The 24,912-nt window shown below is 67.6% G+C and carries 21 protein-coding genes; 6 read left to right on the forward strand and 15 right to left on the reverse strand.

Annotated elements, in window-relative coordinates:
• The first annotated feature begins 4 nt into the window (after positions 1-4).
• Positions 5-934 carry a LysR family transcriptional regulator gene (locus ACN22W_RS32965; RefSeq protein ID WP_419690306.1) on the forward strand — a complete coding sequence of 310 codons (930 nt, stop codon included), beginning with the start codon at positions 5-7 and terminating at the stop codon, positions 932-934.
• Between the two features lie 20 nt (positions 935-954).
• Here the strand turns inward: ACN22W_RS32965 and ACN22W_RS32970 are convergent, their stop codons facing one another.
• The 3 genes from ACN22W_RS32970 to ACN22W_RS32980 form a co-directional block, all read right to left on the reverse strand.
• On the reverse strand, positions 955-2,424 hold the full coding sequence (locus tag ACN22W_RS32970; RefSeq protein WP_419690307.1) for an MmgE/PrpD family protein: 1,470 nt from the start codon (positions 2,422-2,424) through the stop codon (positions 955-957).
• A 44-nt stretch (positions 2,425-2,468) separates the two neighbouring features.
• The gene (locus ACN22W_RS32975; protein WP_419690308.1) at positions 2,469-3,551 is read right to left on the reverse strand and encodes a porin; all 1,083 of its coding nucleotides are present in this window, start codon (positions 3,549-3,551) and stop codon (positions 2,469-2,471) included.
• Between the two features lie 190 nt (positions 3,552-3,741).
• The gene (locus ACN22W_RS32980) at positions 3,742-4,644 is read right to left on the reverse strand and encodes an HpcH/HpaI aldolase/citrate lyase family protein (protein WP_419690309.1); all 903 of its coding nucleotides are present in this window, start codon (positions 4,642-4,644) and stop codon (positions 3,742-3,744) included.
• Between the two features lie 232 nt (positions 4,645-4,876).
• Here ACN22W_RS32980 and ACN22W_RS32985 point away from each other — a divergent pair, with 232 nt between their 5' ends.
• The 4 genes from ACN22W_RS32985 (at position 4,877) to ACN22W_RS33000 (ending at position 9,673) form a co-directional block, all read left to right on the forward strand.
• Positions 4,877-5,641 (forward strand): IclR family transcriptional regulator, encoded by a 765-nt coding sequence (locus ACN22W_RS32985; protein WP_419690310.1) that lies wholly within the window; start codon positions 4,877-4,879, stop codon positions 5,639-5,641.
• A gap of 74 nt (positions 5,642-5,715) precedes the next feature.
• Positions 5,716-6,996: a CaiB/BaiF CoA transferase family protein gene (locus tag ACN22W_RS32990; protein WP_419690311.1), complete on the forward strand. Its 1,281-nt coding sequence runs from the start codon at positions 5,716-5,718 to the stop codon at positions 6,994-6,996.
• A gap of 86 nt (positions 6,997-7,082) precedes the next feature.
• A complete protein-coding gene (locus tag ACN22W_RS32995) occupies positions 7,083-8,102 on the forward strand; it encodes a cyclase family protein (protein ID WP_419690312.1) in 1,020 nt (339 codons plus the stop codon).
• An 83-nt stretch (positions 8,103-8,185) separates the two neighbouring features.
• Positions 8,186-9,673, forward strand: a complete 1,488-nt coding sequence (locus ACN22W_RS33000; protein ID WP_419690313.1) for an MFS transporter — start codon at positions 8,186-8,188, stop codon at positions 9,671-9,673.
• A 57-nt stretch (positions 9,674-9,730) separates the two neighbouring features.
• Here the strand turns inward: ACN22W_RS33000 and ACN22W_RS33005 are convergent, their stop codons facing one another.
• The 8 genes from ACN22W_RS33005 to ACN22W_RS33040 all read right to left on the reverse strand — a co-directional run bounded on the left by ACN22W_RS33005 (position 9,731) and on the right by ACN22W_RS33040 (position 19,317).
• Positions 9,731-10,843: a Rieske 2Fe-2S domain-containing protein gene (locus ACN22W_RS33005; protein ID WP_419690314.1), complete on the reverse strand. Its 1,113-nt coding sequence runs from the start codon at positions 10,841-10,843 to the stop codon at positions 9,731-9,733.
• 24 nt (positions 10,844-10,867) lie between these two features.
• Entirely contained in the window at positions 10,868-12,568 is a 1,701-nt protein-coding gene (locus tag ACN22W_RS33010; RefSeq protein ID WP_419690315.1) for an NAD(P)/FAD-dependent oxidoreductase, read from the reverse strand.
• Between the two features lie 51 nt (positions 12,569-12,619).
• Positions 12,620-13,705 carry a monodechloroaminopyrrolnitrin synthase PrnB family protein gene (locus ACN22W_RS33015; protein WP_419690316.1) on the reverse strand — a complete coding sequence of 362 codons (1,086 nt, stop codon included), beginning with the start codon at positions 13,703-13,705 and terminating at the stop codon, positions 12,620-12,622.
• Positions 13,705-15,321, reverse strand: coding sequence for a tryptophan halogenase family protein (locus ACN22W_RS33020; protein ID WP_419690317.1), 1,617 nt, complete (start codon positions 15,319-15,321; stop codon positions 13,705-13,707). Before ACN22W_RS33020 ends, ACN22W_RS33015 begins: the two co-directional genes overlap by 1 nt.
• Positions 15,322-16,073: 752 nt before the next feature.
• Entirely contained in the window at positions 16,074-16,673 is a 600-nt protein-coding gene (locus ACN22W_RS33025; RefSeq protein ID WP_419690318.1) for a LysE family translocator, read from the reverse strand.
• A gap of 445 nt (positions 16,674-17,118) precedes the next feature.
• Positions 17,119-17,322 carry a hypothetical protein gene (locus ACN22W_RS33030; protein WP_419690319.1) on the reverse strand — a complete coding sequence of 68 codons (204 nt, stop codon included), beginning with the start codon at positions 17,320-17,322 and terminating at the stop codon, positions 17,119-17,121.
• A gap of 188 nt (positions 17,323-17,510) precedes the next feature.
• The gene (locus ACN22W_RS33035) at positions 17,511-18,242 is read right to left on the reverse strand and encodes a LytR/AlgR family response regulator transcription factor (RefSeq protein ID WP_419690320.1); all 732 of its coding nucleotides are present in this window, start codon (positions 18,240-18,242) and stop codon (positions 17,511-17,513) included.
• A 1-nt stretch (position 18,243) separates the two neighbouring features.
• The gene (locus ACN22W_RS33040) at positions 18,244-19,317 is read right to left on the reverse strand and encodes a sensor histidine kinase (protein ID WP_193102794.1); all 1,074 of its coding nucleotides are present in this window, start codon (positions 19,315-19,317) and stop codon (positions 18,244-18,246) included.
• Positions 19,318-19,639: 322 nt separating this feature from the next.
• Here ACN22W_RS33040 and ACN22W_RS33045 point away from each other — a divergent pair, with 322 nt between their 5' ends.
• Positions 19,640-20,173 (forward strand): hypothetical protein, encoded by a 534-nt coding sequence (locus ACN22W_RS33045; RefSeq protein ID WP_419690321.1) that lies wholly within the window; start codon positions 19,640-19,642, stop codon positions 20,171-20,173.
• 180 nt (positions 20,174-20,353) lie between these two features.
• Here ACN22W_RS33045 and ACN22W_RS33050 read toward each other — a convergent pair whose 3' ends face one another.
• From ACN22W_RS33050 to ACN22W_RS33065, 4 genes are read right to left on the reverse strand one after another with little or no spacing between them, the layout of a single operon-like run.
• Entirely contained in the window at positions 20,354-21,616 is a 1,263-nt protein-coding gene (locus ACN22W_RS33050; protein WP_419690322.1) for a hypothetical protein, read from the reverse strand.
• 3 nt (positions 21,617-21,619) lie between these two features.
• Positions 21,620-22,402, reverse strand: a complete 783-nt coding sequence (locus ACN22W_RS33055; RefSeq protein WP_048252045.1) for an outer membrane lipoprotein-sorting protein — start codon at positions 22,400-22,402, stop codon at positions 21,620-21,622.
• 16 nt (positions 22,403-22,418) lie between these two features.
• Positions 22,419-23,816 (reverse strand): ABC transporter permease, encoded by a 1,398-nt coding sequence (locus ACN22W_RS33060; RefSeq protein ID WP_419690323.1) that lies wholly within the window; start codon positions 23,814-23,816, stop codon positions 22,419-22,421.
• The gene (locus ACN22W_RS33065; RefSeq protein ID WP_419690324.1) at positions 23,813-24,520 is read right to left on the reverse strand and encodes an ABC transporter ATP-binding protein; all 708 of its coding nucleotides are present in this window, start codon (positions 24,518-24,520) and stop codon (positions 23,813-23,815) included. Before ACN22W_RS33065 ends, ACN22W_RS33060 begins: the two co-directional genes overlap by 4 nt.
• Positions 24,521-24,912 lie beyond the last annotated feature (392 nt).

Below are 24,912 nucleotides of genomic sequence, written 5' to 3' on the forward strand. Positions count from 1 at the left end.
AAACATGAATCTACGTTCGATCGATCTGAACCTGCTGGTCATACTCGATGCGCTATTGACGGAGAAGCAGGTCACACGGGCCGGCCAGAAGGTCGGCCTTACGCAGCCGGCCGTCAGCAACGCGCTGGCGCGGCTGCGATTCCTGTTCAAGGACGAGATCCTCGCGCGCACGGCGGTCGGCATGGAATTGACGCCGCGCGCGCAGGCGCTGGCCATGCCGATTCGACAAATCATGCAACAAATCGAGGAATTATTTGAATCGGATTATCAATTCAATCCTTTTACGTCCGAGCGCCATTTTACGGTGCGCATGTCGGATCTCACCGAATTGCTTTTGCTGCCGGCCCTGCTGCGCTGCATGCGATTGACCAGCCCGAATATCGGCATGGACGTCGTGCACATGAGCGCCACCAGGACCGCCGACGCGCTCGAATCGGGACTGCTCGACCTGGCGATCAGCGCCGGCCTCGAACATTCGGGCACGCTGTCGTCGCGCATCGTGTTTCATGACCGGATGGTCTGCGTGATGAGCTGCAGCCATCCGGACGCGGCCGCGCCGCTGACGCTCGAACGATTCCTCGCGCTCGACTTCCTCAACGTGACGATCAATCCGGTCGACCACAGCCTGATCGACAACCTGCTCGCGACCATGAACTGCACGCGGCGCATCGCGCTCAACGTGCCGCACTGGCTCGTCGTGCCGAACATGCTGGATGCGCTGCCGTACGCGGTGATCATGTCGGAGCGGCATGCGCTGAGCCTCGACGATGCGCGGCTCGTGATCCGCGAACTGCCGCTCGCGATGGAGCCGGTCGCGTGGTCGCTGTACTGGCACCGCCGCTACGACGGCAGCAACGCGCACGCGTGGCTGCGCGGCCGCATCGTCGAGGTCGCGGAAGCGCTCGAACGGCACGTCGTCGCGGCGGTGGCTTAGGCGTAGGTTGAGCACGCCAGTCAGCCGACGACGAGCAGCGGCGGCAGCGACGCGACGTCGGGCTGCTCGTCGAGCCGCCACAGGTAATCGAGCGCCGCGTGGATCTGTGCCGGGTTCCAGTGCCGCCGGCAGTTCTTCGTGAACTTCGCGACGTAGTCGTCGCGCCGCATCGGCCGCGTCGGCGAGCCGGGCAGGTCGTCCACCTGCTTCGTGCAGGTCGTGCCGTCGTCGCACACGGCCGTCACGCGATTCGGTGCCTGCGCCGGATAACGCGCGGTCAGCGCCGGGTCCTCGCGCACCGTGATCCGCTCGATCAGCGCGCGCAGCGCCGGATCCTGCAGCGCGTCGTGCCGGTAGCTTTCGGTCGTGATGTCGCCGTCGAGCATCGCGCGCGCGACGATGTACGGCAGGCTGTGATCGGCGGTCTCGTGGGTCGATGGCGCCCATTTTTCGCGGTCGCGGCCGGCCGTCACGTAGCCGACCTCGGTCGTGTCGATCTCGATGCGCCGGATGCGGCGCAGGTCGCCGACCTGCGCGGCGACGTCGATCGCGGCCGGAATCGCGGTTTGCGTGAGCCCCTGGGCGGGATAGAACTTCACGAAGCATTTGCCGATCCGGAACGCGCCGCCGCGCCCGCCGAATTCGCGCGTGTCGACCGCGAACGGCCCGGACACCTGCGGAAAGAACCCCGCCATGCCTTCGAAGATCGGCGCGGGGCCGGTCAGCCCGGCGCGCGCGAGCTGCGTCGAGAACACCGCGTTGCGTGCCGCGTCCGCATCGGCGAGCGCCTTCCAGTTCGACAACTGCTGCACGCGCGTCTGGTTCAGCGCGAGATGGCTGTTGATCGACAGGTTCACCGCCTGCACCAGTTGCGGCGCGGGCATGCGCATCAGCTTGCCCGAGGCGAGCGCGACGGCGGGCAGGCTGTAGCACGTGTGGTCCCAGCCGCGCGGGCTGATCGCGGCGGCGTCCATCAGCCGGCACGCGATCTCGTACGCGATCGCGATCGACAGGATCAGGTCGCGGCCGTTCGCATGCTGCGCTTCGGCGACGGCGAGGCACGCGGACATGTTGTCGCTCGGATGGCCGGTCTCCTTGCCGGCGTAGGCGTCGTTGAAATCGTAGTAGCGCAGCGCGGTGCCGGTCGCGAACGCGGCGAGATCGGGGCTCGTGCGCTCGCGGGTGCCGACGATCGTCGACACGCCGCCCGGCGAAGCAAGCGCCACATCGCGCGCGATCCGCACCGGGCGTTCGTCGTGTGCGGCGATTGCGCAGCCGAGTGCGTCGATCAGGTGCGCCTTGATCGTCTCGACCGTCGTGTCGTCGAGGTCGCGATACTGCAGCCCGGCCGCGTAGTCGGCGAGCTGCTGCGCGAGATCGGGGCGGCCGGTGGTGACGCCGGCGGCCGGCAGCACGCCGGCGCGGGCGTGGGCGAACGGCAGCGCGAGCGCCGTGCCGGTCAGCGTGGAAAGGAAGTGGCGGCGGTTCATGGTGCGTGGCTCCGGAGGTTCCTGAAACGGGGGGAGAGGCGGGCTCAGAACAGCTTGCGCAGGCCGAGTGCCGCGCCCGCGCTGCTGGCGCGGTCGCCGGCCAGCGTGTAGTGGAGGAAGTTGTAGTTGTAGTTGTCGAAATCGAGCGCGGCGCGGCGCGCGTAGCCACCCGCCAGGTACACCGTGACGGCTTTCGACAGGAAGTAGTTCAACTGCAGCGTGACCTGCTGCGGGTTCGCCGGGTGCGGTGCGGGCGTCTGCGCGTTCGGCGGATTCTGCGCGCGGATGTCCTCGTAATAGAACGCGCCGATCGCCTGCAGGAAAGGGGTGATCGCGTAGCGCACGCCGGCCCACCAGAACGTGTAGCGCGTCACGACCGATGGCGCGGCGACGCCGCTCTGTCCGTGCGTGACGCCGGCCAGCAGTTGCACGCGGTCGATCGACGCGATCGCGGCGGCGGCGTAGCGGCGGAAATGCGCGAAGCCGCCCGGCTGCGGCGTGTTGACGTTGTCGAACGCGGCGGCGACCGAGAATGCGCCGCCGGCATAGTCGAAGCCGGCGCCGTAGGCGGCGTTCGACTGGAACGCGCCGGGTGTGCCGCCGAACGAATAGTGCGTTTCGAGCGTCAGCGCGCCGATCTTCGCCAGGTACTTGGCGACGTTGTTCTCGCGGAAGTTGACGCCGACGATCGCACCGGCCGGCTCGTACAGCGTCGAGTACGCGCCCGTCGGCGAATAGTGCTCCATGACGTCGAACAGCGTCGTGTACTGGTGGCCGAGCCGCAGCGCGCCCCAGCGCTCGTGCTGCAGCCCGACCCACGCGGAGCGGTCGAAGCCGCCCGCGCCGGTGCCGGTGCCGTTGTTCAGGTTGATGCCGCTTTCGAGCCGGAACGCGGCCTGCCAGCCGCCGCCGAGTTCCTCGACGCCCTTCAGGCCCCAGCGCGAGCCGCTCTTGCCGCCCGACGCCATCCGCACGAGCGATGCCGACGCGTTGTTGCCGGGCGCGGCCTGGTGGGTGAGGAATTCCGTATAGACGTCGGCCACGCCGTACAGCGTGATCGTGTTCTGCGCGCAGGCGCTGGCCGATACGAGGCCCAGTCCGCACAGTGCGGACATCCGCTTGCCCATGGCTTGTCTCCTTCGTGGGTTTATTTATTGGATTGCGGCGCCGCGCCGGTCGAGCGGCGCGACGGTGCTGCGGGGCGACGCTATCCGGGCCGGGCGGCGAACGGGTGGCGTCGCGGCGGGACGCACGCGCGCATCGCGCGACCTGCGCATGCGCAGGGACGAAGCGCGGCCATGAAGGGCTGAGCGCGCATCACCGGGGCGTGCCGCCGGTACGCACTTCGACGGCCGCGTGACGCGCGAGCACGCGCTTCGCGCGGGCGACGCCGGGTGCGTCGACCATCCTGCCGTCGACGCGCAGCGCGCCGCGTCCGTTCGCGCGTGCGTCGTCGTAGGCGGCCAGCACCGCGTTCGCGTCGCGCACCGCGGCGTCGTCGGGCCGGAACGCGCGGTTGAGCGCGCCGACCTGCAGCGGATGGATGCAGGTCGCGCCCGCATAACCGAGTTCCGCGGACATGCGCGCGATGCGCTCGAACGCGTCGAGATCGCGCAGCTCGTCGAGGCCGCCGACGAGGCCGAGCGGCAGGATGCCGGCCGCGCGCGCGGCGATGATCAGCAACTGCTTCGGCACGCGCAGCACGTCGGCGCTCGCGCCGCTTTCGCAGTTCAGCGCGAAGTCGCCGCCGCCCAGCATCATCGCGACGACGCGCGGCGACGCCCGCGCGATCCGGTCCATGGCCTGGAACGCGCGCGGCGTTTCGACGATCGCGACGATCCGCGTGCCGCCGGGCGGTACGCCGGTTTCCTCTTCGAGCGCGGCCAGCAGCTCGTCGATCGCCTCGACGTGCGAGCTGCCGCGCACCTTCGGCAGCACGACGCCGTCCACGCCGGCCCGGACGGCCGCGCGCAGGTCGGGCACCAGCAGGTCGAGCGGGCCGTTGGCGCGCACCAGCACGTCGCGGCCGGGCGTGCGCAACGCCGGCACGGCGTCGGCCAGCCCGTCGCGGGCGGCCGCCTTGCACGCGGCCGGGACGCTGTCCTCGAGATCGAGGATCAGCGCGTCGGCGTCGCTCGCGGCGGCCGATGCGACGAAACGGGGGACGTGGGCGGGGACGTACAGCAGCGAGCGCCAGACAGGTTGATGCGAAGAATCCATCGTTGATCTCTAAAAATGAAAGTCACTTTCATTTTTGTGATGGATGATGGCATTCGTCAAGATTATCGTTAACGCCTAGTTTCAAAGGAGATTGAGCGACGATGAGCGAACGAAGCCGTGCGGATTCATGTTGATGTCATCGATGATCTGCGTATAATGAAAGTGACTTTCATTTTTCGAGTGCCGGCCAACACGGCGCTGGCACCGATGCCCGGCATCGCAAGAGGTGGACATGAGCAAGGTGGAGACAAGCAATCCGGCAGAAGGCGGCGTGGCCGCGGTCAACCGCGCGCTGACCGCGCTGCTGGCGTTCGGCAACGCGCCCGGCGGGCTGATGCTCGCGCAGGTCAGTGAGGAGACGGGGCTCAACATGAGCACGCTGTTGCGGATGTTCGAGTCGCTCGAACAGTTCCGCTTCATCAAGCGCCTGCCGGACGGGCGCTACGTGCTGGGGCCCGCCGTGTTCCAGCTGGGGATGATGTATCGCGAGTCGTTCCAGCTGCGCGAGTACGTGATGCCGATCCTGTCGACGCTGTCGGCGGAAACCGGTGAGACGGCCGCGTTCTATGTGCGCGACGGCGACCAGCGCGTGTGCCTGTTTCGCATCCAGGCGCAGCGCTCGGTGCGCACGCATCTGCGCGAGGGCGACCGCTTCCCGCTCGACGTCGGCGCGGCCGGGCGCGTGCTGCTCGCATTCAGCGGTACGCGCGGCGGCGACTACGAGAAGACGGCCGAGCAGGGCTATGCGGTATCGATCGCCGAACGAGACCCGGAAAGCGCGGCGATCGCGTGCCCGGCGTTCGGTGTCGGCCGGGTGCTGAGCGGTGCGATCTCGCTCGGCGTGCCGCGCTATCGCTTCAACAAGAAGGTGCTGGCCGACTACCTGCCGCGCGTGCAGGCGGCCGCCGCCGAGCTGACGCATGCGCTGGGCGGCGATCTGCCCGCCGCGGGCGCGGCGTTCCGCGCGGCCGACCAGCTCGGCGCGCTGCTCGAGTAGCGCCGTGCGCGGTTGAGCGCGCGCCTGACCGGCATTCAGCATCGAACGACGCACAAACCAACCAGGAGACAAGCATGTTCGTTCCCGACCCGCAGGCCGCGCACGCGGCCGGCGCGCGCCGTCGCGCGTCCACCGGCCCGATCCATCCGAAACCGTTCGACGCCGGCGCGCAGGGGCCGCTTGCGGGCGTGCGCGTCGTCGACCTGTCGCGCCTGATGGCGGGCAACATGCTGAGCGTGCAGCTCGCCGATTTCGGCGCGGACGTCGTGAAGGTCGAGAGCGAGCGCGGCGATACGCTGCGCGCGGTCGGCGCGGGCGGGATCAGCACGAACTGGAAGGTGTACGGGCGCAACAAGCGCAGCGTGTGCGTCGACCTGCGCACGCCCGAGGGGATCGACATCGTCCGCCGGCTGGTGCGTGACGCGGACGTGTTCGTCGAGAGCTTCAAGCCCGGCGTCGCCGAGAAGATGGGGCTCGGCCCGGACGACCTGCTCGCGATCCGGCCGGAACTGGTGATCGCGCGGATCTCCGGCTGGGGGCAGACGGGGCCGTACCGCCACAAGCCGGGCTTCGGCACGCTCGCGGAAGGGTATGCGGGGTTCGCGGCGATCAACGGCTTCGCCGATCGCGAGCCGGTGCTGCCGCCGATGTTCCTCGGCGACATGACGGCCGGGCTGTCCGGCGCGCTCGCCGTGCTGGTCGCGCTGCATGCGCGCGACGCACACGGCGCGGCGGGGCAGGTGATCGATGTGTCGCTGTTCGAGCCGCTGCTGTCGATCCTCGGGCCGGCCGCCGCGAACTACGTGATGACGGGCGAGATCAAGGCGCGCACCGGCAGCCGCTCGTCGAACACCGCGCCACGCAACGCGTATCGCACCCGCGACGGCAAGTGGCTGTGCCTGTCGAGCTCGACGCAGGCGATGGCCGAGCGGCTGTTCCGCGCGATCGGCCGCGCGGAGCTGATCGACGATCCACGCTACGCGACCAACGTGCAGCGCGTGCAGCATGCGGAGGCGCTCGATGCGATCGTCGGCGAATTCATCGCCGCGCGCGATCTCGACGCCAATCTCGCGTTCTTCGAAGAAGCGGGCGTGACGGTCGGGCCAATCCAGGACATCGCGCAGATCGTTGAGGACCACTACGTGATCGAACGCGAGGCGCTCGTCGAGCTGCCGGACGACGACGTCGGCAGCCTGCCGATGCACAACATCACACCGCGCCTGTCGGCCACGCCCGGCACGTTCCGCCGGCCGGCGCCCGCGCTCGGCGAGAACAATCGCGAGATCCTGCTGCCGCTGCTCGGCGAACACGAATACGAGCGGCTCGCCGGGCTGGGCGTGATCCGCACGCGCTAGCCGCGAAACCTCGGGCGCGACACGGCCGCGAAGGACGGCCGTGCGCGCCTGCCGCCACACCCTGGATATGGCATGGAGGAGACACCATGAAACCACGCTGGACCCATCGGCCGCCCGGCTCGAACTGGGGCGATTTCGGCCCGGACGATCAGAAAGGGCGCTTGAACTGGCTGACGGCCGACGCGGTGCTGCGCGGCGTCGCGGAGGTGCGCGAAGGCCGCGTGTTTTCGCTGAGTCTGCCGCTCGACGTGCCGCGCGGCGGCGGGCTGAACGCGCGGCGCCGGCCGCCGGCGATCATGCCGGCGCTGCTCGGCGACAAACCGTACTTCGGCTATCGGGCCGACGAACAGGTTGCGAATGCAACCGACGTGGTCTGCGACGACTCGTTCTGCATGCACTCGCAGTTCTCGACGCAATGGGATGCGCTGTCGCACGTCGGCTCGCTGTTCGATCCGGCGGGTGACGGCGAGCCAGCCCGCGTGTTCTACAACGGCTACCGGATGGACGAGCACATCCACGTGCCCGAAGCGGGTGCGCCGCGCGGCGGTGCGGGTGCGCTCGGCATCGAGGTGATGGCGCAAACCGGCGTGCAGGGGCGCGGCGTGCTGGTCGACCTGCGCCGCCACTTCGGCGACGAGCGGCGCAAGATCGGCTACGCGGAATGGATGGCGGTGTTGCGCGCGGACGACGTGGTCGTCGAGCGCGGCGACATCGTGTGCGTGCACACGGGTTTCGCCGATCGTCTGCTCGACGCCGACGCACGTGGCGAGCCCGGCGCGCCGGACCTGTGCTGCGTGCTCGACGGCAACGACCCGCGCCTGCTCGAATGGATCGCCGAATCGGGGCTCGCGGCACTCGCGGCGGACAACCACGCGGTCGAGGAGCGCCCGCGCAATGCGTCGGCGCGCGAGCGGCCCGGTGCGCTGATGCCGCTGCACGAGCTGTGCCTGTTCAAGCTCGGCATTCATCTCGGCGAGCTGTGGCACCTGACGCCGCTTGCCGAATGGTTGCGCGCGCACCGGCGCAGCCGCTTCCTGCTGACCGCGCCGCCGCTGCACCTGCGCGGGCTCGTCGGGTCGCCGGTCAATCCGGTCGCCACCGTCTGAACGCCGGCGCCGCGCGCATGCCGCGCCGGCGCCTTGTCCGCCGCTTCGCGCCGGCCGCGCGGGCGGATCATCGAGGAGTCGCCATGTCCCATTCCCATGCGGCGTCGATCGCCGCGCGCATCGATCGCCTGCCCGCGACGGCCAGCATCTGGACGCTCGTGCTGTTCCTGAGCGTCGGCGGGTTTTTCGAGGTCTACGACCTGTTCCAGATGACCTACCTGCCGCCGGGGCTGATCCGCGACGGCATCTTTCACGCGGGCTCGCACGGCGTGCTCGGCATGTCGGATCAGGGCGCGCTCGGCGCGGCGACGTTCGCGGGGCTGTTCGTCGGCGAGATGTTCGTGTCGCGCCTCGCGGACCGCTTCGGGCGGCGCGCGCTGTTCACCGGCGCGCTGCTGCTCTACACGGCGGCGAGCCTGGCGATGTGCGTGCAGACGCATGCGCTCGGCATCCTCGTGTGCCGCTTCATCGCGGGCTGCGGCATCGGCGCGGAGCTGATCACGATCGGCGCGTTCCTGACCGAGCTGGTGCCGAAGGCGGTGCGCGGCCGCGCGTTCGCGCTGTGCTTCGCGGTCGGTTATCTCGCGATGCCGGTGCTCGCGCTGGTGTCGTGGTTATGGGTGCCGCACGATCCGCTCGGGATCTCCGGGTGGCGCTGGGTCGTGCTGCTCGGCGGCAGCGGCGCGGTCGTCGTCTGGTGGCTGCAGTCGCGGTTGCCGGAGTCGCCGCGCTGGCTCGCCCGCAACGGCCGCGAGGCCGAGGCCGAAGCCGTGCTGCAGCGTCTCGAGCAGGCGGTCGAGCGGGAATCCGGCCGGCCGTTGCCCGCGGTCCCGGCGCCGGCTGCAACTGCGCCGGCCCCGCGGCGCGCGCCGTCGATGTGGGATGCGCAACATCGCGGCCGCACGGCGATGCTGATCGCGTTCAATGCATTCCTGAGCATCGGCTTCTTCGGCTTCAGCCAGTGGCTGCCGACGCTGCTGGCCGCGCAGGGCGCGAGCGTCACGAAGAGCCTCTGGTATGCGTTCGTGATCGCGTTCGCGTATCCGGTGTCGCCGTTCGTCGCGGGTCTGCTCGCCGACCGGATCGAGCGCAAATGGCTGATCGTCGCGTCGGCGTTCGGCGTCGCGCTGTTCGGCACCGCGTTCGCGATGTCGGCGCAGGCGCCGTTCGTGATCGCGTTCGGCCTGCTCGTCACGCTGTCCAATACGGTGCTCGCGAGCAACGGCACCGCGTACCAGTCGGAAGTGTTTCCGACCGAGATCCGCGGGCGCGCGCTCGGCTTCGTGCATTCGATCGGCCGCCTGACGGGAATCGCGAGCAGTTTCATCATCGCGCTGCTGCTCGAACGCGCCGGCGTGTCGGCGGTGTTCGTGCTGATCGGCGGCAGCATGGTGATCGTGATGGTGTCGATCGGTGTGTTCGGGCCGTATACCAACAACCGGGCGCTGGACGAGATCACGGGCGGCGGCGGGGAGGGGGGCGAGAGCGTGGCGGCGGTGCGCGGGCTCGCTGTCTTGCCGACTCGGCGTGTCGACGGGCCGCGTAAGGGCGCCGGGGATCGGGCGGTGTAATGACGTCGGCGGCAACGTTCATCACGCCGTCTCGGCCGCCGACTCACGCATCGCCGCTCACTCGCGGCGGCGCGGTCGAGCGGTCGCGTCGGTGACGCGGTCGACCCAGCCCCGGTAGAACGCGCGGTACTTGAGCACGAGCTTGTCGTACTTGCTGTACGCGCCGCCGCCGTCCGGCTTCATCCCGTTCCAGATCTTGACGTCGTACCCCGCGGCCTGTCGGGTCTGCAACCCGAACAGTACGAAGTCGGTCGCGCGGCGCAGGGGGCCGCCCACCTTCTTGATCGAGATGAGCATGTGCATGACGTTCTTGCCGTCGCTCACCGGCGTCACGCACTGGAGCAGTTTGTATTTGAAGTCTCCGTCCAGCGCGACGGTCATGACGCACCCGCCGGGGTAGCCATCGAAGTGCAGGTTCATCTGCGACATGCTCAGGCCGAGCGCGCGCGACAACATGCCGAGGGGCCCGAAATACCGGTCCACGGTGAAGTCGATCCCGGCACCGAACCACGCGCCCGCCCGGGCCAGCGGCTCGACCTCCGGCCACGGGCGCCAATCGTCGAAGAGCTTGAGCTCGAAGGCCGAGATCGGGAGCGCGTGCACGGGGTTCGCGTGCTGCGCGTCGTAGAAGTTCTCGACGATCCGCAAGACCGCCGTCGTCGTCTCGAACGCGATGTGCAGGTGCATGAAGTCGCCGTTGTCGACGTCGGCCGCGGCGATTTCGGGCAGTGGGTGCAGCGGCAGCGGGGAGCCGTACCAGACCCACACGTAGCCGTATCGCTCGGCGGTGACCCAGGTCGGCTGGCGCGCCCCGCGCGGGACGGGCTCCAGCCGGCTCACCGCCGAGCAGTGGCCGGGGATGTGAACGCACTGGCCCTGCTCGTCGTACCGCCAGTGGTGGAACGGGCACTGGATGCACCCGTCCTCGACCCGCCCGTCGGCCAGGTTCGCGCCGAGGTGCGAGCAGTGGCGGTCCATCACCACGGCCCGCCCCGTCGCGCCGCGCCACGCCACGCACGGACGGCCGAAGAGCGTCAACGCCGTCGGCTTGTCCTCGAGGTCGTCCGAGCGCATCGCGACGTACCAGCTCGCGGCCACGCGCGTGGTCGCGTCGTACGCCCCCGAGGGATGCTCGTCGGTGCGCGCTTGATCCAATTGAACGTCGTTCATCGTTTTCGTTCCGGAGCCGGCCGACTACTTCAGCGCCAGGCCGATGCGGGTCGTGACGTACGCCCTGAGCAGCGCGAACATCGGGTTGTAGTCGAAGTACCTTTTCACCTCTGCCGGCGCGCTGGTTTGCGTCCAGTGCAACAGCTTCATCGCCGGCAGCAGGCTGTACTTCGAGTTGTTGAGCTGCGGCCTGGCCCCGGTGATGCAATACCCGAAGCCGAACATCGGCCTGGCGAAGTCTCGTTCGTCGATGAGGGCGTGAATCCGCGCCGCGGCCTCGTCGGCCGGCTTGCGCCCGGCGCTCACGGCCTCGACCTCGGCCTTGGCGTCGTTGAACAACTGGTAGTACCCCTCCATGTCCGCGCACAGGTACCCGAGGTACGGCGGGTTGTCGTCGAGGTGATCGAGGTCGCCCTCGTTACGCGACGCGCGGAACCGCGCGTGGGCTTGCACGAGCCGGAACTGCCCGAGGATCGTGCCGACCGCCCACAGCCGGTGGAACGCGTCCCACAGGCGGAAATCCGAGAACGCCGTGTAGCAGCAGCTGACGAAGTCGTCGTTGTGGTCCAGCAGCTTCTGCTGCAGGCGCTCGATGTACTCGAAGCGCTCGGGCGAGAAGTCGTCGTCGCGCAACGCCTTGATGAGGCGTGCCGCGAGCGCGTGGATGGTCACCGCGGTGTTCTCGAGCCCCCGGGAGAAAAGCGGGTCGATGAAGCCGTTCGCGTGCAGCATCAGGCAGTAGCGGTCGCCGACGCAGGCGTGCGACGAGAATTGCAGGCGGTCGGTCTTGACCCAGTCGCGCACCGGCACGGCGTCCCGGAACTGCGCCGCGATGCTCGGGAACCGCGCGAGGAATTCGTCGAATTCCTGCTGCGCGGAGATGTCCGTTTTCGGGTAGACACGCGGGTCGAGCTGCAGGCCGACGCTCACCAGGTTGTTGGTCGACCGCGGGTGGTTGTTGAACGGAATCACCCAGAGCCAGCCGCCCGCGAACATGTGGTGCAAGGTCCCCTCGTGCCAGCGCCAGCGCTGCCCCTTGACCTTGAAGATGTCGTCGAACGGCTTGACCCCGAGCATGTGCGTGTAGAGGCTGCGCGAGTGCGTCTTGAAGCGACACGGCTCTTCGCGGAGCTTGAACTGGGTCGCGAGCGGTGCGCGCGGGCCTCCGCAGTCGATCATGTACCGGCCGGTGAACCGCTCGCCCTGGGCTGTGGTCACCGCGACGCCGTCCTTGTCGGCGTGGTATTCGGTCACGTTCGTCTTCTGGCGGACCGTGCAGCCGTATTTGATGGCGGCCTGCAACAGGTAGGCGTCGACGTCTTGCCGGTAATAATGACTCTCCGGACCCCACGGCAGCTCGGGAATCACGCACTGCGTGAACTCCTTCGGGTCGTGCTCCTGGCCGGGCTTGTGGAACACGAAGCCGAAGTTGCGCTTGATGCCCGTGCTCGACGCGACGTAACGCTGCGTCGCGTAGAACGACGTGATGTGGTCGAGCTCCGGAATGCCGTAGCGATCGGCGATGATGCGGTTCATCAGCGACGTCTCGGGGATCGACGATTCGCCGATCGTGAACCGCGGGTGCGACGACTCCTCGACGATCAGCACGCGAAACCGTTGTCTGGCCAGGATGGCTCCCATCTGGGTGCCGGACATGCCCGAGCCGAGGATGATCACGTCGAAGTGATTGCTGTCGCGCCCGTTCGCGGGGCTGTTCTGAGTCATGGGGGCAAGTTCTCCTGGTGAGATGGAACACAGGGCCGCACGCTTCAGGCGTCAGCGCGCGTCGAGCGCGGCGTGGACGCGGGACCGCGCGGCACGCGTGAGCGTGAGCAGATCGACGAGCGCGCTGGGTGCGTACCCGCCGCTGCCGATGGCGGGGCCGCTTTGCCCGGCTTCGTACGCCCGCTCCGCCAATTTGAGGTGAGGCGCCCGGAAGCGCAGCAGGACCTCGAAGACCCGATCGAGGGCCGCCAGCCCGGCCCCGACGGGCTCGCCCCGCGCGCCGACCGCTTGCGCCTCGCCGAGCACGCGGTCGACGAGCGCCGGCTCCCCGGCGAACCGAGCGTAGACGGCCCGGTACGCGGGAAGCACGTAGGGCAGGTACGTCTCCTTGAATTCTCGATAAGCCGGGTGGTCCGATTGCGAGCCCCACAGCACGTGCTCCAGCACGAAGAGGGGCATTTCCACGGCACCGGGGCCGAGGTAGCTCTGGCCCCCGACTCGAATCGGTTCGTAGAAGGGGCGGAGCTCGTGGTAGAAGACCTGCAGCGAGATGAAGCGGTAAGCGTAAACGACCGATTCGACCATTTTCTGCAGATAGGCCGCCAGCTCGTCGCACCCTTGCGCGAACGCGGGCGATCGCAGGGGCACGTCGTACAGCTCGACGGTCACCGCGATGGCCGCCTCGAGGGCCGCCATCGAGATGCGCACGCTCTCGAGCAGGTGCACTTCGTCGCGGAGCCCGGAGTAGCTCCGCTGCGCGTCGGCCGCCGCGGGGTTCCAGACCGTCACATGCAGGAGCGTCTCGCGCGGCGGCAGGTCGGTCGCGCGCGCCAGGTCGAGCAGCACCGGCTCGAGCCCGGGCACCACGTCCACGGGCTCGTGTCCGTGCCGCTTGAGCGACCCGAGGAAGAACCCGATGTCCCGCATCGCGGCGGCGGCTTCGACGAAGCCCCAGCCGGAGGGCACGCCGCGCGCCGGGAGGAACTCGCGCAACAGGCCGACGATGCCGGGCACGTCCTTGTTACGGTTCAGGCCCGGCAGCTGCAGAACGAGCGCACGCGCCCGCAGCGGATCGCAGGCCGCCACCGCGGCGTGCGTGGCCGCGAATGCGCATTCTCGGCCCAGGGCGCGCTCCACTACAGGATTTCCGGCGTCGCGAGCGTCGGCCCGGGCTGGCTGCGAGACCGCCCCGCGTCGCCGTCGCGCAGCGACCGCAGGTAGTCGTAGTTCGTCGGCAGGCTCGTCCGCAGACGCTCGGCCTCGCGCCGGATGCGGGCGAACATCGCCTCGGCCTTGTCGATCGACTCCGGTCGGTGCCGCAGGAGCGGCAGCGACCGGTCGGGCAGCATGCCCAAGCCGGCAAGGATGCAGTAGTAGTTTCCGTTCAACCAGAAGTTCTTGAATTCGTAGTCGAACGTTTCGTAGTACGTGGAATCGTCGAACGACGTGGTGGTCAGCGGCAGCCCCGCCTTGTAGCGCTGAACCTTCTCCTTGATGGCATCCGAGAGCCGCAGGTCGTGCCGGTTCGCGAGCCAGAACGGCGTGTCTTCGCGCGACGTCGCGAAATAGTGCGCCTGGACGAAATCCCGGCAGTCGTCGAACATGTAGACGATCTCGGCGTTGAACGCGTCGGTCAAGCGCGGATCGAACGAGGTATCGGGGAAGTGCTTCACGAGCTGGTACAGCGCCGCATAGATGAAGTAGATTCCCGTCGATTCCAGCGGCTCCAGAAAGCACGACGACAGCCCGATCGCGACGCAGTTGTTGACCCACGCCCGCCCGTTGCGCCCGACCCGGAACTTGATCTGGTTGAGCGGCTGGTTGTCCGGGAGGCCCCAGAGGTTGAGGAAGTCGGCGGTGGCCTGGTCGCGCGACGTGAACTTGCTCGAGAAGACGTAGCCGCTGCCGAACCGGCCCAGCATCGGAATCTTCCAGGTCCACCCCGAGTTCATGGCGATCGCGGAGGTGTACGGCTCGACCCCCACGCGCGCGTCGGCGTTGGGCACGGCGCTGGCGACCGCGCTGTCGCACAGCAGGTAGTCGGACATGTCGATGAAGGGTTCCTTCAGGGCCTGGTTGATCAGGAGCCCCCGCATGCCGGAGCAATCGATGAACAGGTCCGCCTCCAGCGTCCGCCCTTCCTTGGTGGACAGGCTGGAGATGTAGCCGCGATCGTTCAGGCGAACCTCCACGACCTCGTCGACCACACGGTTCACCCCGCGTTCGACGGCCCAGCGCTTAAGGAAGTCGGCCACCAGGTGCGCGTCGAAGTGCCACGCGTGGGACATCTGGCGGGTGCCGTCGGGCAGGCACGGTGCCAGCTTGCCGTCGAGCGCCCCGGGCTGCGGGTAGCAGGCGTACTCCATCGGCTGCTGGAAGCCCTGTTCGCGCTTGCGCAGCCAGTAGTGGGTAAGCGGCACGCCGTCGCAGTTCGGCACGCTGCCGAACAAATGGTAGAAGTGATCGTCGCCCGCGCGGTCGGGCGACTTCCTCCAGTTCACGAACTTGATGGCGGCCTTGAACGCGCCGTTCACCTGGGGCATCCACTCCCGCTCCGGTATCCCGAGGAAGTCGAAGAACACCTTCTGCAAACTCGGGATGGTCGCCTCGCCCACGCCGATCCGGGGGATCGCCTCGGACTCGATGAGCGTGATGTTCGTGTGCTGCTGGAGTGCCCGGACGAGGTACGAGGCGGCCATCCAGCCCGCGGTGCCGCCGCCCACGATGACGATATTCTTGATCGGGTTGCTCATGACACGCTTCTCATAGGATTTGAAACCTGAATGGATAGTGCCGCCTTATCGAGCTGAACTCTCAACTCATCCCGTACGCGTCATGACGTGTCGGACTCCTCACGACACATGACACCGGAAAGGCAGAGTGAATCGCAGCGAAGTTCGGCAAAATGGGGGACGTCCCTTCACGCAATATCCGGACATCCTTGCCCGCATCCCCGGGGTCTTATCCGAGGCGGTTCCGCTCTCGGTTCAAATGGAAGCACGATCGAACAATGCGGGGCACTCACCGCATCGGCAGCACATCGCGTAACGGATGCCGCATCAACAGACTGGCTTGCTGACACGGCCAATCGCCATTAGCACATCGAGATGCTCAGGCAACGTCAGCTTCCCGAGGCTTGCCATACCATGCACGTCACCTCTGCGATACACCATAGCAGTGTTAACGATGGCATACCTCGCAAAATTTCATATCAATATCAGCTGATCCAGAGGAATACTTAATCTAGAAGAATATCGGCGGAGTATTTCAAAACAAGCTATTTGATTGTTTTAAAAACGGAAATTGGATTATTCATCTTTATCGTGCGAGCAGACGAATTTGTTGTATAAAAATTAGAAATGAACGACTGAATTAACATGAAAGAAACAAGGTCGTCACTACTTCCGAAACAAAGATGTCAACCTTTGCGTATTTCGGCGATCTTGATCTACTCCCCGCGTTTATTTCGAGGCGATCGTGCATGAATACAGGTTCATGACAGGCGCTAGCGGTTGAGTACGGAAAACACCAGCGTGCCCGCGAACATCCACAGCACGACCGACGCACCGCGAAGCAGCGTTCCGGTATGTGCGGCCAGAGACCGGCGCGCCGTCAAGACTCCGCCGATGGTCAGCCACATCGAACCGATCGTGACGGCGAGCACCGTGAAGACCGCGATCGAGCAGAGATAGAACGGAACCGATACGAACGCCTGCGGGGGAAAGATCGCAGTGGCGAACAACAACGCCTTCGGGTTCAGGGTCGTCGCGACGAACATGTCGCGAAAGCCGATGGGGCCCGCCTGGATGTCTTCAAAATGCGGTCTTTTCCATAGCTGCAGGGCGAGATAGAAGATATAGGCCGAGCTCCCCAGCTTCAGCACATCGTAAAGCCACGGCCGCGTGGCCGCGAAGGTCGCCAGGAAGAAACCCCACAGTGATATCGCGAAGCCATAGCCCGATGCCTCTGCAACCAGGAGCGGCGACGATTGCCGGAAGCCGACCTTGATTCCCGAGGACAGCAGCAGGGTATTGGTCGGCCCTGGCGTGGCCAGGATCAGCGAAACGTAGAGTGCCATCTTCAACATCACGTGCAATGTCGGCATCTTGTTTCCTTGGGGTCGATGACGATCGCCACGCGTCGGGGCGACCCGTCGTATTGGTTGTGAGTCGTTCTGAATTCGGGCAGCTGTTGGCGTTCACAATGAGCGCGAGTGGTGCTCAGGAACCGTGTTTGCGGCGATCAAGGGTGGAACCGCCGCCTGAAACGCCGGACACGGTCACCCACTTACAATAGCGGGTAAACGGGGTGTCGGTCGCGCCCGGGCGTTATCAACATTGGGTCCAGGCTTTGGGAATGCGATCTTTAAAGACTTGGCGTTGGAACTTGCAAAGCCGCGTGTTCGGTTGTTTCGGGAAGGTACCCCGTGCACGCTTGTCATGTCTGTCGGAACTATGCTTGCGATGACCATGCTTTGATCAGATCGCGATCAAGCAATGATGCAAGTTGCCAAGCCCCGCTCGTCGGTTCTGTCGGGCCCGAATGGCGCCCTACAACAACGACATCTGGCCCGGCATGCTCGACGGAGCCGCAGGGTTGCTTTCCGGCGCAGTTCGGCTCGACTGGTGTTCGGGTTCCGGATCCTCACTCGAACTCGCATGTGCGTTGGTCTGCCGATACTTGCGCGCCCACTCGACACCCAGTACATCGGCTGAGAACACGACGCCCGGTGCAATCTGAACAAGCTGGCTCATCGGCAGATCCTCCTGAGCGGACTGAACGTCGAAGTGCGCAGCGGCGTCGCGCGCGCTGCAGTTCCACACTTCGACGCCGTCACGGGTGAACGTAGGCCATCCATCCTTTGCGATCCTCTCTGCACGCGGCAATACGTCGCCATGCCGGTTTGCCGCGACAGCCATGAGCCGAGACGGGACGCCGAGCGTCACATCTGCTTGAAGAGGCCCGCGCATGCGCGGCTGACGGGCAGGACGTCGTTGTTCCCGCGCAAATGGATACGCAGCCGGCCGAGCAGATCGCGTTCGATGTGATCGATGGCCGCATAGGCGACGATGACGCCGCGATGCACCTGCGCGAAGCGTTCGGAATCGAGCCGCTGCAGCATGTCCTTGAGCGGTGTGCGGATCACGTGCCGCTCGCCCGCGGTCACGACCTCCGTATATTTGTCCGTGGCCTGGAAGTACAGCACCTCGTCCACCGACACGAGCCGCGTCGTGTCCCGGAGGCCCACGGTCAGCCAGCGGATCGGCGCGGCATCCCGCTGCTCGCGCGCGTGCGCCAGCAGGGCGGTGTCTGCGGGCGCCGGGCCGCCGCGCTGCAGCTTGACGATGCAGCGCAGCAGGCGCTCGTCGGTCACCGGTTTCAGCAAATAGTCGATCGCCGACTGGTCGAACGCCTGGACCGCATACTCGTCATAGGACGTCACGAACACGATGTGCACGTGCGGTACGAGACTCGCGATTTTCAGGCCGTCGATACCCGGCATCCGGATGTCGAGGAACGCGAAATCCGGGCGCTTCGCATTCAGCTCGGCGAGTGCGTCCACGCCGTTGCGGGGCATCCCGACGATCTCGAGTTCCGGCCAAAGCGGCGCGAGGCGCGCGGCAAGCTCCGCGGACAGGTTGGGTTCGTCGTCGGCAATCAGGGCGGTCGGCATATCAGGCGATCGGGATCTGCAAGGTTGCGGTCACGCCCCGCATGGCGTCGGCATTCGCGCCGACCGACACGCGGCCGCGCTCGCCATAAAGACTGATCATCCGCGCGCGAACGTTCGCGAGCCCCACGCCGCCGTGCAGCTTCGTGCCGCTGTTGCCGAGCCCCACGCCCGTGTCGCTCACGCTCAGGACGAGCAGGTCGCCGCTGCGCGTGCCGCGAATGAGCACTTCGCCGCCGTCGACCGACGGCTCGATGCCGTGCAGCAGCGCGTTCTCGACGAGGGGCTGCAGCAGGAGCGGCGACAGCGGCAACGCCCGCAGCGCGGCCGGCACGTCGATCGCATAGCGCAGGCGTTCCTCGCCGAGCCGGATCGTCGCGATCTTCAGCAGCGCCTCGACCAGTTCCAGCTCTTCCTCCAGGGTGGAGGTGGCCTCGCGCGTCCGGCTCAGGCTCGCGCGCAGATAGCGGTTCAGGCTGTCGAGCATTGTCGTGGCGCGGGTCGGATCGCGTTCGATCAGGCTTTGCACGTTCGCCAGCGTATTGAACAGGAAATGCGGCTCGATCTGGGCCTGCAGCAGCGCGAGCCGCGCGGCCGTTTCGGCCTGGCGCGCCTCGGCGGCCTCGCGCCGCTGCGTTTCGAGCGACGCGCGCATGCGCGCGGCCTGCACGAACACCGAGACGAATGCGCAGGCCGCACCGGCGATAACGAACGACGAACCGTAGGCCAGCCATACCTTGATACCCGCATGTCCGATCAGGTGCGGAACGTGCCCGATCGTCGATGCCGCGATCTCGAAACCGATGAACACGCTGGCAGGCGCGACGATCAGGATCTTCGGCACCAGTGCCAGCTTGCCGCGCACGAGCCTGTCGGCGGCGAAGCTGAGCAGCATCGCGCTGAAACCGATGCCGTTCGCGACGACCAGGTACGGCAGCAGCGCCTCGTTGCGGCGGGTGGCCCAGAAGATCAGTCCGACACCGGTGTTGAAAACAAGGAGGCCCAGCAGCGATCGGCCGCGATGGGCGGGGCCAACATGCGGCGCGGACGACAGGAATGGGAGGAGCCTGCTTTGCATGGCAGCGAGCGAGTGCGGATAGCGGAGATGGTAACGTAATTCGCGGCAGCGTCACCACCGGCAATCGGCCGCGACGCCTGCGCGACGGCTTCGATTCGCGCAGGCGCCCGGCGTGGATGTGCCGCGCCGTCGGGCTGTTGCAATGCAGCAGCGCGTGTGGACTGGCGCGACGACGAAGCGACCCCGCACGGACATTCGCCGGACGCAGGCGCCGTTCATCGGCCGATTCCCGCCGTTCATCGCAAAGCGCGGCAGGCGGACCTTGCGGCCGCTATAGTCGTCGACATATCCGCCGCGCGCGGCGCTTCCGAACAGGTACCCCATGCAACATCTCCCGTCATACATCTACGTGTTGTTCTGCGTGCTCGTCTATATCGGCGTGAAGCGCTGCTTCGCGCGCGAAGTCCGGCCCGTACGTCCGATCCTGTTTCCGATCGTGTTCGTCGGGCTCGGCCTGTCGAGCCTCGGCCACCTGTTTCCGCGGGCGGGGGGCGATGCCTACGCGGCCGCGCTGGCCGCGCTCGTGCTGGGCGCGACGGGCGGCTGGTTCCACGCGCGCCGCTGGCGGCTGCAGTTCCGGGCCGGGCCCGAAGGCATGCTCGTGCGCCTGCCCGGCGACGCGAGCCTGCTGGTCACGCTGCTCATGACCTTCGTCGCCGAGACGTTCATTCATTACGCGATCGCCACGTCGCGGCCGTGGGCCGCCACCGGAACCTTCGCGATCCTGTCGTTCGCGGTCTGGGGCCTGCTCGTCGGCATGCCGCTCGGACGCGCGATCAACGTGGTCACGCGCTGCATCCGTCATGCGAACGGATCGTCCGACGAAGGCGCCGCACCGGCGTTCGAGTCGCGCTGAACCGGCGCAACCGGCGCTGAACCGGCACGGTCGCCTGTGAGGGCGGCCCTCGCGCCGCGATCTTCTTCCGCGCCCGACGCATTGCGCCGGGCGATTCGCTTTCCGCGCCATGAAGCAACCTGTCCGTCGGCCTCGATCCCCGGCGTCGTCGGGCCGCGCATCGCCGCGGCCACCACCCGCTCAAAAGAAGAACGTCACGATCCCCTGCACGATCTCGCTTTGCGCCTGCCCGCCGTAGACGCTGCGCGCGGAGCCGTGGTTGCTCTGCCATTGCACGGCGAAGTCCGTGCGCGGCCAGTGATAGCGCGCCTCGAGCCACGTGAAATAGCTGTGATCGTCGAGGTCGTAGCGCGCCATCGCGGCCAGCGCCAGATGCTGGATGAAGACGTCGGGCATCGACGCGTAGACGAACAGCGAGTGCCGCGTCATCAGCTCCTGCGCGACGCTCGCCGTGTCGCGATAGCGCCAGTATCGCGACGGGTCGCCCTGTAGCGCACGCCAGGCGGCGGCGCTTGCGCTGGCGCCGTCGTAGTCGTACTCGAGTGTCAGCGACAGCTTGTTCGCGAAGGTATGGGTGACGCCCGTCGCGAGCTTCGAGGTCCATGACGACGAAGCCTGCGCGAAGTCCGCGGTCGCGCTGCCGCGGCCGATCGCGTATTCGAGGAACCCGACCGTCGCGTTGTCGATCAGCGTGGTGGCGTTCAGGCCCAGCTGCGGCGCGATGCCTTCGCCGCCGTACAGCAGCCACTGCGGCGCGAAGTCGCCGAACAGGCGCTGCGATCCGCTCAGCATGTAGCGCGTGCGCGCGTTCGTCGCGCCGAGGTCGGGATTGAAGGTCGCGTCGTTCCGGTGCGTGTCGAGCCGCGGCGACACCAGCGCGGTGACCGAGCCGCCGTTCCACAGCAGCTGCCCGCGCGCCATCACGCTGCCGAGGCGGTTCTCGCGCAGGCTCTCGGTGTCGATAGACACCACCGAGCGCAGCGCGCCGGCCTTGAAGAAGTCCGTCGGATTGAAGCCCGACGCGACGCCTTCGCGCAGGTTGACGCGGCCGACGTCTACGATCGCGTTCGGGCTTGCCTGCCAGCTCACATAGGCCTGCTTCAGCGTGTCGACCGCGTTGTACTGCGACGTGCCCGCGCGCCATCCCGCATCGAAGCGATTCGACAGGATCACCCGCCAGTTGCCGAACGTGCCGTCGTACGACAGCGTATTCGACACGCGCGCGTTGTCGTCGAGCGTCACGGGCCCGGTCTGGCTCGCTGCCGTGTAGTTCGCCACGGCCGCCTCGAACGTGCCGTGCCAATTGCTCGGGGCCACGGGCGCGGCAGTCGCCGTGTCGGCGAGCCGCAGCGCGTCGCCGTCCGCGTCGCCCGCCGCGAGCGCGGGCTGCGTGGCCGCGAGGCCGGCCGCGCAGACCAGCGCCGCGACCCGGGATCGCGCCATCGCTCAGTCGGCCTTGAAGCGCGACAGGTACGCGCGCTGCAGCCACGCGTCCGGAATGTCGCGCCACGCGTAGTCCGAGTAGCGCATCACCGTGACCCAGCCGGGATCGAGGCCGTCGATGATCACGGTCTCCGTCGGCCGTGCCGCGCCCAACTGGTCCTGGTAGTGCCGGTAGTAGGCGATTTTCAGCACGCTGCCGCTCGCCGCGAAAAAGCGCGCCTTGACCGGCCGCTTCGTGTCGCTCGCGATCCACAGGTCGATCGCGTGATACGTGACATCCGGTGCGCGCGCCGTCAGGTGCAGCCGGTAGCAGTGCCGGGTCTGGTGCTCGCCGTCCGCCACGTCCTCCTCGCCGGCGAGCGACGCGTCGTAGTCGTTCGCCCAGTTGACCGTCACGACGTCGCCGTTCGCGGCCTGGCCGAGCAAACGCTGCTGCGGCGAGATCCGCACGCTGGCCTGGCTGGACGGATCGTAGAACCACAGATCGTTGCCGCTCTTCAGCATCAGCTTGTTCGCGTCGCGGGCAGGGGCGACGAACTGCACCAGCGTGCGGAACTGGCGGGTCGCCGGGTCCGCCTTCGAGTAGACCTTCAGGATCTCGGCGTCGGTCTGCTGTCCATTGCGAAATTCGAGCAGGGTCGTCGTCAGGCCGAACGGCTTGTCGGGGTTGCGCACGGCGTCGCTTTGCGCGAGCAGCTGTTGCGCCGCGGGGTCCGCGGCGGCGGCGGTGGCGGCGAGCGCCAGCAGCAGCGCGGCGGCGCGCGCGATCCGGATGGGCAATGTCATGGTGTCGGTCTCCCGGTCAGGCGAAGCGCAGCGCGTCGACGATCGGCAGCCGCGCCGCGCGGCGCGCGGGCAGCCAGGCCGAGAACGTCGCGACGATCGTCACGCCGAGCGCGTAGCGCGCGATCATCCCGAACTCGCCCCACACGCGCACCGACAGCGCGACCGGATCGGTCTGCCCGGGCGGCGTCCAGTGCAGGCCGGCGCGATTGATCGCGAAGCCCGCCGCGAGTGCGAGGAGGGTGCCTGCGACCGCGCCGCACAGGCCGAGCAGGCAGCCTTCGCAGACGAACAGGCGGCGAATGCCGGCGCCGCGCAGGCCGAGCGCGCGCAGCGTGCCGATCTCGTGCGTGCGCTCCATCACGGCCATGTTCATGGTGTTGCCCACCGTAAACAGCACGATCGTGGCGATCAGCACCGCGATGAAACCGAAGATTGCGCCGAACATACCGGTGACCTGGCCGTACTGCGGATTGAGCGTCGCGAAGCCGAGCACCTCGAGCGGCTCGCCGGCGAGCCGGGTGCGCAGCAGCGTCTGGATTCGCGCGCGCGCGGCCGGCAGGTCGGCCGTGTGCCTGAGCTGCACGACGACGGACGTCACCTTCGCATTCGGGCCGCTGCCGTAGACGAGCTGCTGCGCCTGCGGCAGATGGACCTGCACGAACATGTCGTCGATTTGCTTGACGCCTTGCTTCTGCGCCGCGATCACCGACAGTGCGGCGACGTTCGGCGCACCGTACGCATTCGACGTCAGCAGTTCGAGACGGGCGAGGCCGGCGGGGCGCGCGGGCTTCGCGGCGGTCTCGGCCCGCGCGAGCGACGCGATGTCGTCGGGCAGGTCCGACGCGTCGGCCGGGGCGGCGGCCGCCGGATCGCGGCAACCGGGCACCCGCAGCGCGTCGCAAAGGTGCAGCACGCGTGCGACACCGGTGCCGATCACGGCGGCGTTCGGCGCGCTGCCGGTCAGCGCGACGGGCGTCGGCCGGTCGGCGAAACCGTAGTCGTTCCACTGCCGCATCCGGTTCTGGTCGGCAACGACGATCCCGCTGCCCGAGACGGTGCGCGAGACGCCCGCCGCGAAGTTGCCGGCGATACCGTTGATCGTCAGCACCGGCGTCACGACCGTGACCTTGCGTGCCAGCTCCGGGTCGCCGAGCACGGTATCGATGACCTTGCCGTAATCGCCGATCCCGTACGAAACGGGGTCGCCGCTGCCGTACAGGAAATAGTCGCGGTGCTGGATCTGCAGATGGCCGCCCTGGCGGACGTAGCTGGTCTGGAGTCCGTAATTGATGTCGCGCGCGTAGCCGCCGAACAGCAGGATCGCGGCCAGGCCGACGATCATCGCGAGCAGCGTCGTCGACGAGCGGCGGCGATTGCGCAACAGGTTGCGGAAGGCGAGAACCCAGAGGCTCATTGGCAGGCCTCCTCGCGCGACGCAACGGAACGAACTTCGACCACGCGCCCGTCGCGGATCATCGCGACGTCGTCCGCGGCGGCGATCACCTGCGGATCGTGCGACGAAAAGACGAACGACGTCGCCCGCTCGCGCTGCATCGTGCGCATCAGCCCGATGATGGCCGCGCCCGTCGCGCTGTCGAGGTTGGCCGTCGGCTCGTCGGCCAGCACGAGCGCCGGCTCGGTGACGAGCGCGCGCGCGATCGCGACGCGCTGCTGCTGGCCGCCCGACAGCTGGCCGGGCCGGCGATGCGCCATGTCACCCATGCCGACGGCGTCGAGCAGTGCGAGCGCCTGCTCGCGTCGTCGCGCGCGGGCGACGCCGAGGAGGGTCAGCGGATATTCGACGTTCTCGAACGCGCTGAACACGGGCAGCAGGTTGAACGACTGGAAGACGAACCCGACGTGGCGCGCGCGGAAATCCGCCAGCCCGTTTTCGTTCATCGCGTCGATCCGCTGGCCCGCGACCGTGATGGCGCCGCGCGTCGGGCGATCGATGCCGCCGAGCAGATTGAGCAACGTCGTCTTGCCGCTGCCGGAAGGGCCGGACAGCACCGTGAAGCGGTTCGCGACGATATCGAGCGACGCATCGTCGGCCGCCGCGACGGCGAGCGTGCCTGTTCCATAGATTTTCGTGACATGACTCAAGCTGGCCGCTAACACGGGCGCCTCCCGGGGTATCTGATCGATGTCGCCACCTTAGCGGGAACCGCTCCCCCGTATTGCGCGGTGCGACGAATGGCGGAACGCGCGGACGAACGGCATTCTTCCCCGACGAGCGGCGGCCGGCCGCGCCCGCTTGCGCGCACCGGCACGGCGCGCGGTGCGGGCGCACCCGCGTTGCATTCCATCGGCGCCAAGCGCGGTTCGTCGCCCGTTTCTGCAATTGGTCGCATGATCGTTTCTTTCGACGACGAATCGATACACTCGCAGCCAATCAGCAGTCGATTCGCACGACACCGGCCGATGTGAGAGCGGTCGCCGGGGTTCGGGAAGCCAAAACACAGATATAACAAGGCATAACAATGAGCCATACCAGGTTTGAGAGGGGGAGC

Source organism: Burkholderia theae (assembly GCF_048565265.1).
GTDB lineage: Bacteria > Pseudomonadota > Gammaproteobacteria > Burkholderiales > Burkholderiaceae > Burkholderia > Burkholderia theae.

Coding starts and splice junctions, on each gene's coding strand:
- ACN22W_RS32965 (WP_419690306.1), top strand. CDS start 5: ATGAATCTACGTTCGATCGATCTGAACCTGCTGGTCATACTCGATGCG.
- ACN22W_RS32970 (WP_419690307.1), bottom strand. CDS start 2,424: ATGAACCGCCGCCACTTCCTTTCCACGCTGACCGGCACGGCGCTCGCG.
- ACN22W_RS32975 (WP_419690308.1), bottom strand. CDS start 3,551: ATGGGCAAGCGGATGTCCGCACTGTGCGGACTGGGCCTCGTATCGGCC.
- ACN22W_RS32980 (WP_419690309.1), bottom strand. CDS start 4,644: ATGGATTCTTCGCATCAACCTGTCTGGCGCTCGCTGCTGTACGTCCCC.
- ACN22W_RS32985 (WP_419690310.1), top strand. CDS start 4,877: ATGAGCAAGGTGGAGACAAGCAATCCGGCAGAAGGCGGCGTGGCCGCG.
- ACN22W_RS32990 (WP_419690311.1), top strand. CDS start 5,716: ATGTTCGTTCCCGACCCGCAGGCCGCGCACGCGGCCGGCGCGCGCCGT.
- ACN22W_RS32995 (WP_419690312.1), top strand. CDS start 7,083: ATGAAACCACGCTGGACCCATCGGCCGCCCGGCTCGAACTGGGGCGAT.
- ACN22W_RS33000 (WP_419690313.1), top strand. CDS start 8,186: ATGTCCCATTCCCATGCGGCGTCGATCGCCGCGCGCATCGATCGCCTG.
- ACN22W_RS33005 (WP_419690314.1), bottom strand. CDS start 10,843: ATGAACGACGTTCAATTGGATCAAGCGCGCACCGACGAGCATCCCTCG.
- ACN22W_RS33010 (WP_419690315.1), bottom strand. CDS start 12,568: ATGACTCAGAACAGCCCCGCGAACGGGCGCGACAGCAATCACTTCGAC.
- ACN22W_RS33020 (WP_419690317.1), bottom strand. CDS start 15,321: ATGAGCAACCCGATCAAGAATATCGTCATCGTGGGCGGCGGCACCGCG.
- ACN22W_RS33025 (WP_419690318.1), bottom strand. CDS start 16,673: ATGCCGACATTGCACGTGATGTTGAAGATGGCACTCTACGTTTCGCTG.
- ACN22W_RS33030 (WP_419690319.1), bottom strand. CDS start 17,322: ATGAGCCAGCTTGTTCAGATTGCACCGGGCGTCGTGTTCTCAGCCGAT.
- ACN22W_RS33035 (WP_419690320.1), bottom strand. CDS start 18,242: ATGCCGACCGCCCTGATTGCCGACGACGAACCCAACCTGTCCGCGGAG.
- ACN22W_RS33040 (WP_193102794.1), bottom strand. CDS start 19,317: ATGCAAAGCAGGCTCCTCCCATTCCTGTCGTCCGCGCCGCATGTTGGC.
- ACN22W_RS33045 (WP_419690321.1), top strand. CDS start 19,640: ATGCAACATCTCCCGTCATACATCTACGTGTTGTTCTGCGTGCTCGTC.
- ACN22W_RS33050 (WP_419690322.1), bottom strand. CDS start 21,616: ATGGCGCGATCCCGGGTCGCGGCGCTGGTCTGCGCGGCCGGCCTCGCG.
- ACN22W_RS33055 (WP_048252045.1), bottom strand. CDS start 22,402: ATGACATTGCCCATCCGGATCGCGCGCGCCGCCGCGCTGCTGCTGGCG.
- ACN22W_RS33060 (WP_419690323.1), bottom strand. CDS start 23,816: ATGAGCCTCTGGGTTCTCGCCTTCCGCAACCTGTTGCGCAATCGCCGC.